The organism is Rectinema subterraneum, assembly GCA_009768935.1.
Classification (GTDB): domain Bacteria; phylum Spirochaetota; class Spirochaetia; order Treponematales; family Rectinemataceae; genus Rectinema; species Rectinema subterraneum.
In genome coordinates, this window is record WESA01000032.1 from 19,938 (window position 1) to 35,551 (window position 15,614).

General features: G+C 55.4%; 14 protein-coding genes. 9 read left to right on the top strand and 5 right to left on the bottom strand.

Annotation, left to right across the window (positions count from 1 at the left end; genetic code table 11):
• Position 1: 1 nt before the first annotated feature.
• The 5 genes from GAP13_RS08785 to GAP13_RS08805 all read left to right on the top strand — a co-directional run bounded on the left by GAP13_RS08785 (position 2) and on the right by GAP13_RS08805 (position 3,776).
• Positions 2 to 829, top strand: coding sequence for a TIGR00282 family metallophosphoesterase (locus tag GAP13_RS08785; RefSeq protein WP_241864324.1), 828 nt, complete (start codon positions 2 to 4; stop codon positions 827 to 829).
• Positions 798 to 1,217: a SoxR reducing system RseC family protein gene (locus tag GAP13_RS08790; RefSeq protein ID WP_158907956.1), complete on the top strand. Its 420-nt coding sequence runs from the start codon at positions 798 to 800 to the stop codon at positions 1,215 to 1,217. Before GAP13_RS08785 ends, GAP13_RS08790 begins: the two co-directional genes overlap by 32 nt.
• Positions 1,218 to 1,286: 69 nt before the next feature.
• Positions 1,287 to 2,174, top strand: a complete 888-nt coding sequence (locus GAP13_RS08795) for a methionine ABC transporter ATP-binding protein (protein ID WP_241864325.1) — start codon at positions 1,287 to 1,289, stop codon at positions 2,172 to 2,174.
• Positions 2,167 to 2,832 carry a methionine ABC transporter permease gene (locus tag GAP13_RS08800; protein ID WP_158907957.1) on the top strand — a complete coding sequence of 222 codons (666 nt, stop codon included), beginning with the start codon at positions 2,167 to 2,169 and terminating at the stop codon, positions 2,830 to 2,832. The genes GAP13_RS08795 and GAP13_RS08800 overlap by 8 nt, the downstream gene beginning before the upstream one ends.
• A gap of 77 nt (positions 2,833 to 2,909) precedes the next feature.
• The gene (locus GAP13_RS08805) at positions 2,910 to 3,776 is read left to right on the top strand and encodes a MetQ/NlpA family ABC transporter substrate-binding protein (protein WP_241864326.1); all 867 of its coding nucleotides are present in this window, start codon (positions 2,910 to 2,912) and stop codon (positions 3,774 to 3,776) included.
• Here GAP13_RS08805 and GAP13_RS08810 read toward each other — a convergent pair.
• The gene (locus tag GAP13_RS08810; RefSeq protein WP_158907958.1) at positions 3,773 to 4,537 is read right to left on the bottom strand and encodes a DUF434 domain-containing protein; all 765 of its coding nucleotides are present in this window, start codon (positions 4,535 to 4,537) and stop codon (positions 3,773 to 3,775) included. The two genes, GAP13_RS08805 and GAP13_RS08810, sit on opposite strands and share 4 nt — an antisense overlap.
• Positions 4,534 to 4,755, bottom strand: coding sequence for a hypothetical protein (locus GAP13_RS08815; protein ID WP_158907959.1), 222 nt, complete (start codon positions 4,753 to 4,755; stop codon positions 4,534 to 4,536). Before GAP13_RS08815 ends, GAP13_RS08810 begins: the two co-directional genes overlap by 4 nt.
• Positions 4,756 to 4,938: 183 nt before the next feature.
• Here GAP13_RS08815 and GAP13_RS08820 point away from each other — a divergent pair, with 183 nt between their 5' ends.
• The gene (locus GAP13_RS08820; protein ID WP_158907960.1) at positions 4,939 to 6,309 is read left to right on the top strand and encodes an alpha-amylase family glycosyl hydrolase; all 1,371 of its coding nucleotides are present in this window, start codon (positions 4,939 to 4,941) and stop codon (positions 6,307 to 6,309) included.
• Between the two features lie 52 nt (positions 6,310 to 6,361).
• Here the strand turns inward: GAP13_RS08820 and GAP13_RS08825 are convergent, their stop codons facing one another.
• From GAP13_RS08825 to GAP13_RS08835, 3 genes are read right to left on the bottom strand one after another with little or no spacing between them, the layout of a single operon-like run.
• Positions 6,362 to 7,198 (bottom strand): HAD-IIA family hydrolase, encoded by an 837-nt coding sequence (locus tag GAP13_RS08825; protein ID WP_158907961.1) that lies wholly within the window; start codon positions 7,196 to 7,198, stop codon positions 6,362 to 6,364.
• Between the two features lie 5 nt (positions 7,199 to 7,203).
• Positions 7,204 to 9,387 (bottom strand): polyphosphate kinase 1, encoded by a 2,184-nt coding sequence (ppk1, locus tag GAP13_RS08830; protein ID WP_158907962.1) that lies wholly within the window; start codon positions 9,385 to 9,387, stop codon positions 7,204 to 7,206.
• 19 nt (positions 9,388 to 9,406) lie between these two features.
• A complete protein-coding gene (locus GAP13_RS08835) occupies positions 9,407 to 10,984 on the bottom strand; it encodes a Ppx/GppA phosphatase family protein (protein WP_158907963.1) in 1,578 nt (525 codons plus the stop codon).
• A 61-nt stretch (positions 10,985 to 11,045) separates the two neighbouring features.
• Between GAP13_RS08835 and GAP13_RS08840 the strand changes: the two genes are divergently transcribed.
• The 3 genes from GAP13_RS08840 to GAP13_RS08850 all read left to right on the top strand — a co-directional run.
• Positions 11,046 to 12,566 carry an SH3 domain-containing protein gene (locus GAP13_RS08840; RefSeq protein WP_158907964.1) on the top strand — a complete coding sequence of 507 codons (1,521 nt, stop codon included), beginning with the start codon at positions 11,046 to 11,048 and terminating at the stop codon, positions 12,564 to 12,566.
• A 1-nt stretch (position 12,567) separates the two neighbouring features.
• On the top strand, positions 12,568 to 14,517 hold the full coding sequence (locus tag GAP13_RS08845) for an ABC-F family ATP-binding cassette domain-containing protein (protein WP_158907965.1): 1,950 nt from the start codon (positions 12,568 to 12,570) through the stop codon (positions 14,515 to 14,517).
• A gap of 96 nt (positions 14,518 to 14,613) precedes the next feature.
• The coding region (locus tag GAP13_RS08850; protein ID WP_158907966.1) for a hypothetical protein at positions 14,614 to 15,614 on the top strand (1,001 nt) is incomplete at its 3' end.

The window sequence follows — 15,614 nt, forward strand, 5'->3', positions numbered from 1 at the left end:
TGTGGCAATAACGATAGTATTTTTTGGTGAGATCGTAGGCAAAACCGGCGTGTTCACGGTCAAGAGCACAATGGCAGAAATCCGCAGGCGATTTCAGCCTGATTTTGTTCTCGCAAATGCGGATTCTGCGACAGGCGGGGCAGGGCTTGGCATCCAGCATGCGGTGTATCTGCGCAAACTCGGCATAGACTGCATAACGATGGGCGAGGCGGCATACTACAAACCGGATATGACGGAATTCTATCCAAAGGCTGGGTGGGTCTTGCGGCCAGCGAACCTGCCTGAAGGCGATCCCGGCCGCGGCTGGAAAATCTTCCAGAAAGAAGGCAAAAAAATTGCAGTCGTTGCGCTGCTTGGCCAGTCGGGCTTTGCGAGAGTGCATGCGGACAACCCATTTTTTGCGGTTGATCAGCTGAGCCATATTCTGCATCGGGAAACAAGCTGCATTGTTGTCAATTTTCATGCGGCAACGACGGCTGAAAAGCTTTCGCTTGCTCGCCATGCAGACGGCAAAGTATCGGCACTGCTCGGAACAGGAGGCAAGGTGCTCACCGCAGATGCGCGGATTCTGCCAAAAAAGACTGCAGCGATTACTGATTTGGGGCGAATTGGCAGTATATTATCAGTAGGTGGTTTTGATCCCGAGGTAAAGGTGAAGGAGTTCCTCACAGGGGTCCCGGCGTGGGGAAAAGATGCAAGCGCGCAGCCGGAAGCGCAGGGTGTATGCATTCGATTCGATGACGAAGGTGTTGCGCTTTCGATCGAATCGTTCCGCATTCAGGGCAAGGAGATAGTCGATGAAGGAAGCAGCGACAGTAACCAAAATTGATGGCGATATGGTGACCATTGCGGTCAAGATGCAGGAGGGATGCGGCGTATGCGGCAACAATGGCACATGCAAAATACGCATGAGCAATCTGCTCGCGTATAACAAGAACCACATCTCCATTAAAGAAGGCGAGAATGTCATTGTAGAGGTACCCTCTGTTGAGCAGGCGAAGAGCGCGTTTTGGGTGCTCGGCTTGCCGCTCATTATGCTCTTTGTGGGGTATGGGGTTGGCGCGCTTGTATTCCGTGCGCCAACCGAGGGCCCTGCAGTCGCCAGTGCCGGGGCGGGCTTTGTGCTCGCGCTGCTGGTCGGGATGATGGTGCAGCGCCGCAAGCGGCTTGAGTCATTTCCGTATATTCTTGCAAAAGAAGGCGAGGGGCTGTATTGACATATGCGGCACAATTCCATTAGAGTTGGCCGCTAAAGGAAAGCATATGAACCAGACACAGAATTTCGTATGTTTCATGCAGGGCGGCCCGAGGAGGCCGCGAACCAGGCGCTCATAGCGCACCCACCCTATCAAGCCCCGCTCGCCGGGGATCGTACTATGCCCTCTGGGGCAGTCTTCCAGGATATTCCAGTTTCAGCCAGCATTTTCCCGCGGACAGCTTTGCGACTCGATGCAATTTCGAAAGCCTTTGGCAGTCATACTGTCCTCGACGAGATTTCGCTCAATGTGCCGAAGGGCCAGATTCACGGCATTATCGGAAAAAGCGGCGCAGGAAAAACCACACTCATCCGCATCGCCGGGCTTCTGGACAAGCCTGACCGCGGCTCGGTGTTTTTCGAAGGAATCAATGCGCCCGTGCACGAGCTTCGCGGACAGGAACTCCTCGAGGCGCGGCGAAAAGTAGGCTTTATTTTCCAGAGCTTCAATCTTTTTGCCTCGCGCACCGCTGGGGAAAATATCGCGTTTCCACTCGAGGCGGCTGGCTGGCCGAGCGCAAAAATCCGCGCGCGAGTTCAGGAGCTCCTCGACTTGGTAGGCCTTGCCGACAAAGCAGACCGACCTTCATCCAGGCTCTCAGGCGGAGAAAAACAACGCGTAGCTATAGCAAGGGCCCTCGCAAACCATCCTTCGATTCTGCTCAGCGACGAAGCGACAAGCGCGCTCGACCCGGAGACAACCCGTTCGGTGCTCGATCTTATACGCAATCTACGTGACATGCTGGGGCTCACTGTCGTAATGGTGACGCACCAGATGGAAGTCGTGCGCCGCATCTGCGATTCGGTTTCGGTAATCGCCAGCGGCAGCATCGTCGAGGAAGGCCTTGTTTCGGAAATATTTGCTCACCCGCGCTCGGCTGCTGCAAAAGCCTTTCTGAAGGAGGGCCAGCATGAATGAAGCACTGAGTTTACTGGCCAAACCCCTTGGCGAAACGCTGCTGATGATAGCAGCCTCGACATTGATCGCAGGAATTCTGGGCGGACTGGTGGGCATTTTTCTGTTTGCGCTGTCGAACGACCGGTTTGCGGGCAAGCATCGCGGCGCGCGATTCGCAAAACGGCTCGCGGACCGTGCGATCAACATGCTGCGCTCATTCCCTTATATCATTCTGATGGTGCTCGTGCTGCCGCTTTCGCGGCTGATCGTTGGCACAAGCTTGGGAACACTAGCAGCCATCGTCCCCCTGTCGGTTGCCGCAATACCGTTTCTTGCACGCATTGTCGAATCTGCCCTCTCCGAAGTCGATTCCGGCGTCATCGATGCGGCTATTTCCTGCGCTGCTTCGAAAACGCGCATTCTTTTCGCGATTCTGATACCTGAGGCGCTGCCGTCGCTGGTCTCCGGCCTCACGCTGACAATGATAAGCCTGCTTGGCTATTCGGCCATGGCGGGCGTCATCGGCGGCGGAGGATTGGGAGATCTGGCGATCCGGTACGGATATCAGCGGTTCCGCGGCGATGTCATGGCGGTTGCGGTTGTTACCATTATCATTCTGGTGGAGCTCATTCAGTTTTCGGGGACGGCGATAGCCAGAAGCATCAGGGCCAAGCGCTAAATCTCTCGATTTTCGATCCGTCGCACACAATGCCTTCGGTATGAAGGCAGGGAATATTGTATTCTTTGGAGGTTTGTATGAAAGGTTCATGGATGAAGGGGACAAAAGTGAGCGGCAAGGCCGCAGCGGCAGTTAAAAGAGCGCCTAGTTTAGGAAGAACTCTGATCGCGTTCGCCTTTCTGGCGCTTTTCGTAGCGAGCGGTTTCGCGCAGACGGGCGGGAAACTGGTGACGCTCAAGGTGGGTGCGACGCCGATTCCGCACGGTGATCTTTTGCAGCTGGTAAAGCCGGATCTGGAGGCGCAGGGCATTAAGCTGGAAATTGTCGAGCTGACCGATTACGTCACGCCGAATATCCTTCTTGCCGAAAAGCAGCTCGATGCGAACTTTTTCCAACATTTGCCTTACTTGAATGATTTTTGCGCAGACCGAAAGCTGCAGCTCGAGTCAGCAGGCCAGGTATTTGTTGCGCCTCTCGGCCTTTATTCGCGGAAATACAAGAAGCTCGAGGATATCCCGGCAGGTTCGGTAATCACACTGCCCAATGACCCGACGAACGAAGCGAGAGCGCTCATTTTGCTCGAGAACAAGGGTCTCATAAAAATCAACCCGAAGGCGGGACTCAAGGCGACGATCCGCGACATCGCGGAGAATCCGAAGCGCATTGTTTTCAGGGAAATTGAGGCGCCACAGCTTCCGCGCACACTGGACGATGCCGCGGCAGCGATTATCAATGGCACTTGGGCCATGCAGTCGGGCTTTATCCCAGCGCGCGACAGCCTGATTTTGGAGGGTGCCGAGTCGCCCTATGCGAATATCGTTGCAGTGCGCAAAGGCGATGCCAATGATCCGCGCGTCGTGGCGCTTGTGAAAGCACTCCAGACTCAAAAAGTAAAGGATTACCTTATAAGTAAATATAACGGGAGCTTTGTGCCGGCGTTTTAAGCTATGAGGCTTGCGAGCGGCGGAAAATGCGCGTTGAACTGGCGTTCGAGAATGTAGCGCGCAAGATCGAACACGTGGGCACTGGTGCGCGCGATGATCGCCGAGTCGGCGGTGGCGATGAGCTCGCCTTCCCAGCAGGCCAGAAAGTGATCCACGCCGTTTTCCAGCCGCACTTCGGCATTAACGGCGCAGCGCGCGAATGCTTCTCTCAGGAAGGCTGCCTGCTTACCGCTGGATGAAACTGGGGCATCAAGGAAAAAGGTTACCTTGCTGAGGTTGAGTTGGGAGAGCATTTCCGCCACCACCTCGGCCATACGCTCGAAGCCCCGATGGTCCGCGATGCGCCCATGCGCGCCTCCGACATCCCGCAAAAAGCCATCAGTTGCGATGAACATGGGATGGCCATGTAAGTAATTGGTGAGCGTAAACAGCACATTGTAGCCGTCGATGCCAAGCTCCGCGCCTTCCCACGAAGCGCGCACAAGCTTGGCAAGATTTATCTGAGAAGCGCTGCGCGAAAGAATGCCGCGATACAGCATCATTCGTCCGTTGTGCGAAAGGCGGTATCTGTCGCCGACGAGCTTGAGGCTTGCATCGACAGGGTATTCCTTGTCGAGAAGCATTCGGTAATCGCGCGCAGCGGCGGCAAATGCGTCGTCGAAATCAGTTTCGGGCGCTCGCGGGCCCCCGGGGAAAGGTGTAGTCTCAGTGTCGAGCGGGCGCGGATTTTCGGCAAAAGACGGGCTTTTGGCATCACTCATTTTTTTCTAGTGCCTCGCGAAGGCGGCTCTGCAATTCTCTGGCCATAGACGGTTTGCACGACGAGATCGCCGCCCCATGCGAGCATTGCGGTTTTTTGCTCGTTTGCGGATACGGCGGGACGAAGCGGGGTGATGAGCCAGATAGCAGCCATTGCAAGTGAGGCAACTGCTATATTGTGCGCGGGGCCAGAGTTTTTGTCATATATTCCTTTATTCATAATGAAAGAATATCAAAAGGGAAGCCGGCCGGGAAGAGCACTGCGCAGGAGCAGGTATCGCGCATCCAAGGGGGCCCATGCGCGCGAGGGCTTTCTGTTGTCTATTCTCGGGCGCTTTGATATGCTTCCAGAGCGCGTATTTCATAGCGCTTATTTCTCTGAAAAGAGCCGATGGAGCACACTATGATTTCCGAAACTGACGCGATCTATCAGATCTATCTCAGAAATTTTACGAAGGAGGGCACATTCCGCGCCGCGATTCCTCAACTTGCGCACATCGCGAGCATGGGCTTTACCTGGGTGTACCTTACCCCGATTCATCCCATTGGCAAGGAAGCCCGCAAAGGCTTGCTCGGAAGTCCTTATGCGATATATGATTATAGAGCTATCAACCCGGAGCTCGGAACACTGGTGGATTTCGAAGCATTTGTCGAGGCTGCCCACGCAAACGAACTCAAGGTGATGATCGATGTCGTCTACAACCACACCTCGCCGGATTCAGTCCTTGCCCGGGAGCACCCGGAGTGGTTCCTGAAAGGGCCGGATGGCAAGCCCGCCCGCAAGTGCGAGGACTGGAGCGATGTGGTTGATTTCGATTATTCTGCCTCGCCGCATTTGTGGGTCGAGCTCATTTCGACGCTCGCGATGTGGCGCGACAGGGGCGTGGATGGCTTCCGCTGCGATGTGGCATCGCTTGTGCCGGCAGAATTCTGGAAACAGGCGCGCACACGGGTGAACCAATACGACCCCGGAGTGCGCAAGGAACTGCGCCCGCTCGTGTGGCTGGCCGAGAGTGTGCACCCGGCTTTTTTGCGCCGCATGAGGAGCGAAGGGTACGGGGCGTGGAGCGAGCCCGAACTGCATGCGGCGGCATTCGATCTTACCTACGACTACGACGGCTGGGAGCGCCTTGAAGTTAAAAAATTTAAAAAAAGGGGTCAGACCCCTATTTTTAAATATTTCGAATATCTCTATGCCCAGGAGACGCTGTACCCGAAAGGTGCGAAAAAGCTGCGCTTTCTCGAGAACCATGATCAGGAGCGGGCGGCATCGAGGTTTGGCAGGGGCGATATGCTGAAAGCATGGACGGTTCTGTACCAGTTTCTGCCGGGCGTGGCGCTTACCTACATGGGGCAGGAATTAGCGCTCGAACACCGGCCGAGCCTTTTTGAACGGGATCCCATTGAACCATCAGGCGGCGACCCGCATTTTGAGCAATTTTTTGTATCGAGCTTGAAGGCGACAACTGAAGCAAAGCGCGACGCGCCTTTTTTCTCATGGTCCATTTTTGATGATGATGTCGTATTCTGCCTGCGAAGCACCGCGCCTGCGCGCGAAGCAACCCCAATCGAAGAGGCAATGGTCAAAAGCGGCAACTACTTGCTTATCGCGCGGGCAGGCGGGGGCGGGCGAGGGCAAACAAGCAGGGCGGCTCGCCTGCTTGCGCCGTTCGATATACACGGCACAGAGCTGCTTTCCGGAGAACCGGTAAACTATCCCCGCGGAAGCGACATACCGCCGTCGCCGGCTCTCCTTGTGAGGCTTGGGAATTAAGCGTCGGGCGCAACTTTGCCGGCGGCCGCTTCGCCGGGCGCGATTTTGCAAGCTACATTTTGCCGGCAGCCGCTTCGTCGGGCGTGTGCTCTATCGCTTCCGGAATTTCGAATATGCCCTCGAGGACGTGATCGGGCGCATACGCGTATTTCGGAAGGTCTTGCCTGGCAGTGACCCCCGTCAGCACAAGCACTGTTTCGATCTGTGACTCGATGCCGGCGATGATATCGGTATCCATCCGGTCGCCAATAATTACTGTTTCTTCGCGGGTGGCGCCCAGCGTGCGGAGCGCATGGCGCATCATGAGGGGATTGGGCTTGCCCACAAAATACGCCTTGCGGCCGGTCGCAAGCTCGATCGGGGCGACCAAGGCCCCGCACGCAGGAACGAGGCCCCCTTCTCCCGGACCGGTGAGGTCGGGATTGGTGCCGATCAGCTTTGCGCCGCCTATCACCAATCGCACCGCCTTTATAAGCGTATCCAGGTTGTAGCTGCTTGCTTCGCCCACCACCACATAGTCGGGGTTGATGTTATTCATGGTATAACCGACGCGGTACAGAGCATGGATGAGCCCTGGCTCGCCAATGACATAGGCCGAGCCATTCGGTTTCTGATTCGCAAGAAACGCTGCTGTAGCGAGCGCGCTCGAATAGAAATGCCCGGGGCCCACATCGATGCCAAGCCGTGCCATTTTCTGCGACAGCTCTTCAGGCGAACGCTCGCTTGAATTGGTCAGAAAAAGGAAGCGCTTTTTTTGCCGCCTGAGCCAGTCCACGAATTGGGCAGCCCCCGGCAAAAGCACATTGCCATGGTAAATGACACCATCCATATCGATGATAAAAGCTTGCTTTTTTCGGATATTTTTCAGTGTTTCTTCTGTTGCTTTCATACCGCTCAATCCCCCGGATTTTTGGAAGCCGGCGCTGCCGTTGCCGATTTCGATCGCCGCACTTGCAGTATTTCTTCTTTTTCCTCTCTGCTGTGCAGGGCCTTTTTTGCCAGTTTATACAAGCGTTCCTGAACACACAGTCGCGCCTCGCCCCCAGTCCCGGTCTGCGACAGGTCCTCCCACTCGCCAAGCTGGTCTTGGCGATAGGAATGCGTGTTATCCTTGAAATAGGCCATGAGGATATCCTTGCACCGGGCCCTGAGTTCTGCATCCAGCACCGGAAAGAGTAGCTCGATGCGCTTTTCCATGTTGCGGCTGAGCCAATCGGCGCTGGAAAGATAGAGCTCTTCGCTCCCGGCATTGCGGAAATAGAGCATTCGGCCATGTTCGAGATAGCGCCCAAGCACGGATCGCACTTCGATGTGTTCGGAAATGCCTGGCAAGCCAGGGATGAGCGTGCATACACCTCGCACATTGAGCATGATTTGTACGCCCTTTGCTGACGCGTTGTAGAGCGCCTTGATGATATCCGGATCAGAGAGGGCATTGAGCTTTGCGATGATAAGGCCAGGCGACTCTGGTGTGGATTGCGACGCCTCCCTGTCAATCAAGGCGATTATGCGCTGCTTCAAATCGAAGGGAGCAACTGCGATGAATGACAACGACTGGATGCTGGAGTATCCGGTAAGGATGTTGAAAAAGAGCGCGACATCGGTGCAGAGGCTCTCGTGGGCGGTAAATAGACAAAAATCTACATAACTGCGCGCGGTTTTTTCGTTGTAGTTGCCGGTGGAAAGATGAAGGTAGCGAGCGATGCTCCCGTCTTGCCGCCTGCGAATTACCAGTGCCGCTTTTGCATGTACTTTCAGCCGCGCCACTCCATAGGTGACAATGGCTCCCGCCTGCTCGAGTTCCGTTGCCCACGAAATGTTCTTTTCTTCGTCGAATCGGGCTTTCAATTCGAGGACTACCACGACCTGTTTTCCGCTTCTTGCGGCCTTTGCCAGCGCATGGACAATGGGAGAGCCCATGCCGCTTGTGCGGTACAGCGTGATTTTGATGCCGAGCACAGAAGGATCGTTCGCGGATTCTTCGATAAAGCGCTGAACGACATCGAAGGATTCATACGGCAGATTCACAAAGCGGTCATGTTCATCGATCCAATCGAAGATGCTGCCTTTCTCGTCGAAACTGCGCACGGGCTTCCATTGAGAGAAAAAAAGCGAAGGTGCCGGCACTAACCCGTGCCCGCGATAAAACTCAGGATCGCATAACGCAGTTGTTCTGCCAAGGTCGAGCAGCCAGTCCACATGGTACACATCGAGGGGGCCAAGCGCGAGGCTGCGCATCAATGCATCCACCAAAATCTGGTCACTTCCCGTGTACACCATGCGCACCGGCGTGGAATTCTGTCTGCCGGTCAAAACCTCTTCCATTGCGGCTAAGAAATCGTCATCGCGGTCTTCGTCCACGCTGAAATCTGCATCCCGATTGACCTTGAAAATGAGTCCATGCTGCACTTTGAGGCCTGAAAACAGCTTGCTGCCAAATGCGAGCACAACATCTTCGAGCAACGCAATACGGAGCACATTGCCCTGAGGCTGGCCGGCTTCGGGCTCGGCCGCTATGGTCAGATCCTGAGGCAAAATGATAAATCGATCAATATTTTTGGGCACCTGCACGATTGCGATCGACTGTTCCCCTTCGAGGCGGAATGCAACATGCACCTGAAGGCTGCCAGTGGAGGGAAAATAATCGGGCTCCAAGCGCAGCGGCGTCAGAAGCGGATAGACTTTTTCAGCAAAGAATCGCTCGAGATAGCGCCATTCACGAGAGCTCCATGCATCCTGCGAAAGCAGATGGATGGCGTTGGCCGCCAAGCCAGGTAGCACTATTTCATGAAGATGTGCATAGAGCGTATCGTACTGCTGCTGCACTTTCTGATGGATGGCATCGAGAAGGTCGCGGGGGTGCATGCCAGCCCATTCTTCACTTGTCTGTTTGTTCAGCAAGGCTGATTTGACTGCCGCAACACGCACCATAAAGAATTCATCGAGATTGGATGCGAAAATCCGCATGAAATTCAGCTTTTCAAGGAGCGGAGTGGAGGGCTTAAGGCCTTCGGCGAGGACACGGGCATTGTAATCGAGCCAAGACAGTTCGCGGTTCAGCATCGGGAGCTTATTCATTCCTTTTGTACCTCGAACATCAGATCAGTACCGGCAAGAGGCCGAATACATCTTCGAACATATCGCCCTTCTCCGCAAGCGACAGTTTTTCGAGCGAAAAATCGAGTGACTGCGATGGCCGCATCAAAAAGCGATCTTCAGTGCGTTCGAACGAGAGTTCTCGAACCCTTCCGGAGTGGCTGCGGTCGAGCGCATCCGCTACCCGAAGGATTGCTGCGAGCTTCAATACAACAATCCGCGCCTCCCGCGGCAAGGCAATGTAGTTGACATGCGTGGCAAGCGGCGGACTCTTGCGGTGATAGCGCACCACATTCGATACGATATTGATGTCTTCCCGGTTGAGGCCGAAAATTTCCGAATTCGCGACGATGTATTCGCCATGCTTGTGGTGGCCGCTCGTCCGCAGATATGTTCCTATATCATGAAGAATTGCTGCAACTTCGAGCAGCATGCGCTCATGCTTCCCCAGCCCATGTTCTTTCTTGAGGGCATCAAACAGCTCAAGACTCAGGTTTTTGACATGGGTAGCATGGTCTTCATCGTAATGGAAGCGCTTTGCGAGCGATCGCGCGGAGGCAACGACCTGGCGCCGCAGTTCCTGCTCGATTTTCTGATCCATGCCCTGCACTTGCGCAAGAAGAATGCCCTCACGGATGGAAACATTCGGAACAATGACGATATCCGCGCCTGTCTTTTCCAGGAACATCCGTTCGATGGTAAGGCCAGCCGCATACCCTTCAGCTTCGCTCCAGGAGAGGTGATATTGCGCCATGCATTCCTGCAGGCTCATGCTGGCAACCGAATCTGCGAATTCGACAAATTGATTGCGGTCGAGCACCGCATAATGATCGAAATTTTTGCCCGAAAGACAATAGGCAGCAAAGCGCGCATCCGATCCGATCAGCACAAAGGTGCGCACAGAGTCCAGGGGCAAATCTTCGGCCAGCACATCACAGGCAGTTTTGATATTGCTTTCGAGGTACATTTCGATGAATTCGCGAGGCTGGCGGGCCGACTCGCGAATCTGCTCGTCCATGCGAAGCGTTCCGATGCTCAGGCTGTGGCTCGAAACCATCTGCCCTTTTTTGAGCAGCATGACTTCGGTCGTACCGCCGCCTACTTCGAGGATCATTGCATTCGCTCTGGAAAGAAAGGAACGCTCATCCTGGAGCGCTTTCTGCACTGCGAGGTACATGAGGTGGTTTTCTTCGATATCTTCGACAATGCGGACATGGAATCCTGTCTGCAAGTTGACGCGGTCGATGAATGTGTCTCTGTTTGCTGCTTCGCGCAGCGCGCTGGTGCCTATTACTTGTATGTCGTCCGGCTTGAGCCCATATCCTTGCAATAGTTCGCTGAAAGAGCCGAGGATCGCAATTGTCTCGCGCAGCCCGTCACGCGATATGCTTCCCATGGTAAAGACATCGCGGCCAAGCCGGGATTGCTTCGAAGCTCTGTCCAGAATGCGCAAGCTGCCCTTTGCGTCGAGCTCTGCGACGATGAGCCGTATGCCGGTTGAGCCGATTTCTATTGCAGCGTGGAGCCGGGGAGTCTGGGTGCTTGCCCGGGCAGTCTTGTCTGGCTGTGTATCTGACATAATCTAAGTATAGCACTCAATAACTAGCCAGAAAAAGGTTCGCAATGTACACTTGATAAATATGAGCTTGAATTCGAACGAAAACATGCATGCAGCACGGTTTTTGCTCATTGGGCTGGTGCTTGCATTAGTGTTCTCAACCTTGGGTATTGGATGCGCTAGACTGGAAGGTTGGGGAGTGGTCATCTGGTCGGTCAAAGGCACAACCGCCAAGGCCGGGGCTGTAGTGCCAGTATATCTCAAATCGAACATCAGCAAGACCTATGTTATCGGACTGCCGGACGACAGCAAGGCTAAGATTGAAGTTCCCCTGTCGACGCTCGAATTCTTTTCGTCAAAAAATGCGGCGGAAAAGCGCGCAAAAGAATTTGCGCCTTTTGCATCGCTCTATCTTTCCGCGGGCCGCGATGGCCTTCCTGTCCGCGAAAAACCAAGCGTAAGCACGCGGCGTGTCTATCGCCTGCGACTTGGTGAATCGGTCAAAGTGCTGAGCAGGGTCGACGGCGAAGCAGTGTTCACCGGCGGAAGGGCACTCCCGGGTGAGTGGTACTTTGTACAAGCAACGGACGGCACGCGCGGATATGTCTTCAGCAACACAATGGTTCTCTACGAAGAAAAAGAAAACGCCGCCGCTCCTGTGATAGGAACGTCGCCCGCTCCGAGCGCGGCCTTGCTCGACATGATCTATGCACAGCCATGGCGGCCGGCATATTACCAGCTCATGCTCGATGACGATGCAGTGGATCCCGATCTCTTTGCGCTTCAGTATGGCCTTTTTGCCGATGCCAAGAATTCGCAGGTGCGGATCGAATTGCCTGGATATTCAAGCGTGTTCCGCTTTTCGTCTGTGAGCCAGGGTGGGGATTGGCTGATATTCGAAGGTTCGAAGCTCCGCGTGAGATTCGAAAATGAATCCACGATTGTTGCGGACTGGAGCGGTACAGACTCTGTGCTGCCTGATGAAGGCTGGGGATCAAATGCTCAGTCTGCTCGATTCATCAAGCTCGACACGTCGATTCCTGTCGTGCTCTCGGGAGAAAACTCCCGGCGCGATTCCGAATTGAAAGCGTTCTTCCAGCGCAGCGCGATGGCGCAGTCGAACGCGACCTCGGCCTCGACCTCAACCTCGACAATCACCTTCCTTTCGGATCTTGCGGGCATCTTGAGCATTGATGCAAGAGGTACGTTCGAATGGAGCCATACTGATCAATTGCCGGCTGGTTTTGCGCCGGAAATCCTTGCTGGTTCGGCCGGCGCGGCTATACCAGGCGCCCCGGCAACCGGAGCACCGACAACAGCCGGCCCGGCCTCCAATGCCCCGGCCTCCAGCGCCGCAACCGCCAGCGTCCCGATCAAAGGCAAAATCCGTTTCGGCCTGCACCTTGGCACTTCGCTTTCTTCCGCGTGGATGGGAGGATTTTCCCTGCTGGTCGGCGACAAGCCGGACAGGGAAGATTATGTCTATCGCTTCGAGAATGGCCAGCTCGTCATCGCCAAAGCCAGCCCAGTCACGCTTCGGGGAACGACCGAAAGCCTCGACTCCAGATTTTCTTTTGTAAATTATTATCTTGTGGTGAAATAGGATGGCTTTCATACAACTCAGCGGGGTAGCGCTTTCATTCGGTGCCCGCGATATCATCCGGGATGCGACACTCAACCTTCAAGCTGGTTCGCGCGCTGCGCTGACAGGTCCGAACGGCGCCGGCAAGTCCACACTCATGAAGATCGCCGCAGGGCTTCTCAAGCCTGATGCAGGCGACGTGATCATCTCCAAAGGTGCGCGCGTCGTGTACCTCCCGCAGACCGGCATTCGCTTCGAATACGGCACTGTTCATGACATCGCGGAGGAAGGGTTCCGGTTTTTCCGCAATCTGGTCGAAGAACAGGAGCGAATAGGCCGCCAGCTCGAATCCTCAGGGCTGAGCGAGAAAGAGACAGCGCGGCTGCTCGATCAGCACCACGAAATCGGAGAGACGCTCGAGAACGCCGGCTACTGGAGGCGCGAAGAAAAAATTGCCGACGTCTTGCGGGGGCTCGATTTCAAGCATCGCGATTTTGACAGGCCCGCGGCCGAGCTCTCCGGCGGCTGGCAGATGCGTCTTGCGCTTGCAAGGATTCTGCTCGAGGACCCGGATATCATGCTGCTCGATGAGCCCACGAATTACCTCGACCTTGAAGCGCGCACATGGCTTGAAAATTTCCTCAAGGATTATCGGGGCGCAGTCCTCGTTGTGTCGCACGACCGATATTTTCTCGATGTGACAGTAAGGGAAGTCTACGAGCTTTTTAGCGGCACGCTCACGCGCTATGCGGGCACCTACAGCCAGTATGAAGCTCGCCGGTCGCAGGAACTGGCTGCGCTCTTTGAAGCCTGGGAGCGCCAGCAGGAAGAAATCCAGCGCATAGAGGATTTCATCCGCCGCTTCAGATACAAGGAATCCAAAGCGCCCCAGGTGCAGAGCCGCATCAAAATGCTCGAGAAAATAACGCCGATTGAAATTCCCGAAGGCATGAAGCGCATCCACTTTTCCTTTCCGCCGGCGCCACGATCCGGCCAGGTTGTTGTGCGAATACGCGATCTTTCCAAAGCATATGGGAATCAGCTCGTAATTGGCGCTTTTTCGCTCGAGGTTGAGCGTGGGCAAAAGCTTGCGCTTGTCGGGCCCAATGGGGCAGGCAAGTCGACCCTCATGCGTTTAATTTCGGGGTCTGACCCCTATTTAACTGGCAGCATAAGCCTTGGCGCGAATGTGCAGATCGGCTATTTCTCGCAGGAATCGGCGGAGCTCATGGAATCGAGCGCGACAGTCGAAGAAGAAGCTGCCTCGGTGTGCCCTCCAGACATGCTGCCCAAATTGCGCAATCTTCTGGGTGCATTTCTGTTTCGCGACGACGACATCGAAAAGCCCATTTCCGTGCTCTCCGGCGGCGAGCGGTCCCGGCTGGCTCTGCTCAAGCTCCTTTTAAAGCCTTCGAACCTCCTCGTCCTTGACGAGCCCACGAACCATCTCGACCTGACCAGCAAGGACATCCTGCTTGAGGCGCTTAAAAAATACGAAGGCACCGTGATTTTTGTCTCGCACGACCGCCAGTTCCTCGACGAGCTTGCGGACAGAGTGCTCGAGCTTTCCTGTGGCACGTCTCCGCGGCTATATCATGGCAACTATGCGTATTACCTCGAGAAAAAGGCCCAGGAAGCAGCCGGCGAAACGCTGAGCCAGAGCGCATTCTCCCGGCCGGTGGAGAACGTGGGGCAAAATTCGCCTCCTGTAACCGATTGGGAAAACGAAAAAGCCCGCAAAGCCCACCTGCGCAAACTCAAACGCCGCGAAGAGGAAATATCCACCAGAATTGGGGCAATTGCTGCGGAGAAACAGCAGCTGCAAGAGCAGCTCGCGCATCCTGCCACGTACATGAATGGAGAAAAGACCCGCGCTACGCTTGCCTCGATTGAAGCCCTCGAGCAGGAAGCGGAAAATCTGAACGAAGAGTGGATGGAAATTGCCGAAATGCTCTCTGCCGAAGAGTCGTGAGAGTAGTGCTCTCAACCTTGTGTAAAGAATTGAAGCAAACAGGGTAGATTTGCGCGAATACCTCTATGACCGCCCCTGCGGTCAAGGAGGGTATTCGTGCACTGGTTTGCCTTTTGTCCCAATCCGGACTGTTCCTACCATCACGAGGCACCTGCCTCGCCCTGGGCTTATGCGATTGGCTGGTATGCTACCAAGGCCTTCGGGAAGGTGCGCCGGTTCCGTTGTACGCGCTGCGGAAAAAGCTTTTCCACCCAGACGTACTCGACGCACTACTATCTCAAGCGCATTGTCTCGTACCGGGATGTGCTCTATAGGCTGGCAGGCGGGGAGAGCCTAAGGGGGATGAGTCGCGCGCTCGGGTGCTCGCTTTCGCTGCTTACGAATCGTATCGACCGGCTGGCTCGCCAGGGTATTGCACTCCACGCCCGGATGCTGCGCGCTCGGCGAGGCAAGGAAGACATCTGTATCGACGGCTTTGTCTCCTTCGACTGCTCGCAGTACTTTCCGAACGAAATCCCCATTGCGGTGGGACGGACAAGCGGCTTCGTGCTCGATGTCAGTCACTGCACACGAAAACGCTCAGGGAGCATGCGGCAGGACCAGAAGGCGAAGGCACAGGCGCTCTATTCGACGATTCGGCTCGAACGGGGTGGGATCGGCCGGTCATTCAGGGAGGTGCTGGCGACGAGCCTTGCTGTGCAGCCGCCACAGCCTCATAGGCCCTTCGTGCTGATCACCGATGAGAAGCCCGACTATGCGCGCCTCGTGCGGAAGCTTGCAGCCTACTGGGGTGAGGGAGAGGGGCGACTCGTGCACCTGACGATTTCTTCACACTTGCCACGGACGATCCACAATCCACTCTTTTCTTCGAACTACACCGATCGCGAGCTCAGAAAGGACCTGGCGAACCACCATCGTGAGAGTGTCTGCTTCAACCGCAATGTCGCAAACGGCATGCTGCGCCTCTGGGCCTACCTTATGTGGCACAACTACTTAAAGCCCTACCGTATCCGCTGGCCGAAAGGCCGAAGACCCGCCACCCATGCCGAGGCGAGCGGCATCGATGCAACTGCGCTCGAGAACGTATATAGAAGCTT

Coding starts and splice junctions, on each gene's coding strand:
- GAP13_RS08790 (WP_158907956.1), top strand. CDS start 798: ATGAAGGAAGCAGCGACAGTAACCAAAATTGATGGCGATATGGTGACC.
- GAP13_RS08795 (WP_241864325.1), top strand. CDS start 1,287: ATGTTTCATGCAGGGCGGCCCGAGGAGGCCGCGAACCAGGCGCTCATA.
- GAP13_RS08800 (WP_158907957.1), top strand. CDS start 2,167: ATGAATGAAGCACTGAGTTTACTGGCCAAACCCCTTGGCGAAACGCTG.
- GAP13_RS08805 (WP_241864326.1), top strand. CDS start 2,910: ATGAAAGGTTCATGGATGAAGGGGACAAAAGTGAGCGGCAAGGCCGCA.
- GAP13_RS08810 (WP_158907958.1), bottom strand. CDS start 4,537: ATGAGTGATGCCAAAAGCCCGTCTTTTGCCGAAAATCCGCGCCCGCTC.
- GAP13_RS08815 (WP_158907959.1), bottom strand. CDS start 4,755: ATGAATAAAGGAATATATGACAAAAACTCTGGCCCCGCGCACAATATA.
- GAP13_RS08820 (WP_158907960.1), top strand. CDS start 4,939: ATGATTTCCGAAACTGACGCGATCTATCAGATCTATCTCAGAAATTTT.
- GAP13_RS08825 (WP_158907961.1), bottom strand. CDS start 7,198: ATGAAAGCAACAGAAGAAACACTGAAAAATATCCGAAAAAAGCAAGCT.
- ppk1 (WP_158907962.1), bottom strand. CDS start 9,387: ATGAATAAGCTCCCGATGCTGAACCGCGAACTGTCTTGGCTCGATTAC.
- GAP13_RS08835 (WP_158907963.1), bottom strand. CDS start 10,984: ATGTCAGATACACAGCCAGACAAGACTGCCCGGGCAAGCACCCAGACT.
- GAP13_RS08840 (WP_158907964.1), top strand. CDS start 11,046: ATGAGCTTGAATTCGAACGAAAACATGCATGCAGCACGGTTTTTGCTC.
- GAP13_RS08845 (WP_158907965.1), top strand. CDS start 12,568: ATGGCTTTCATACAACTCAGCGGGGTAGCGCTTTCATTCGGTGCCCGC.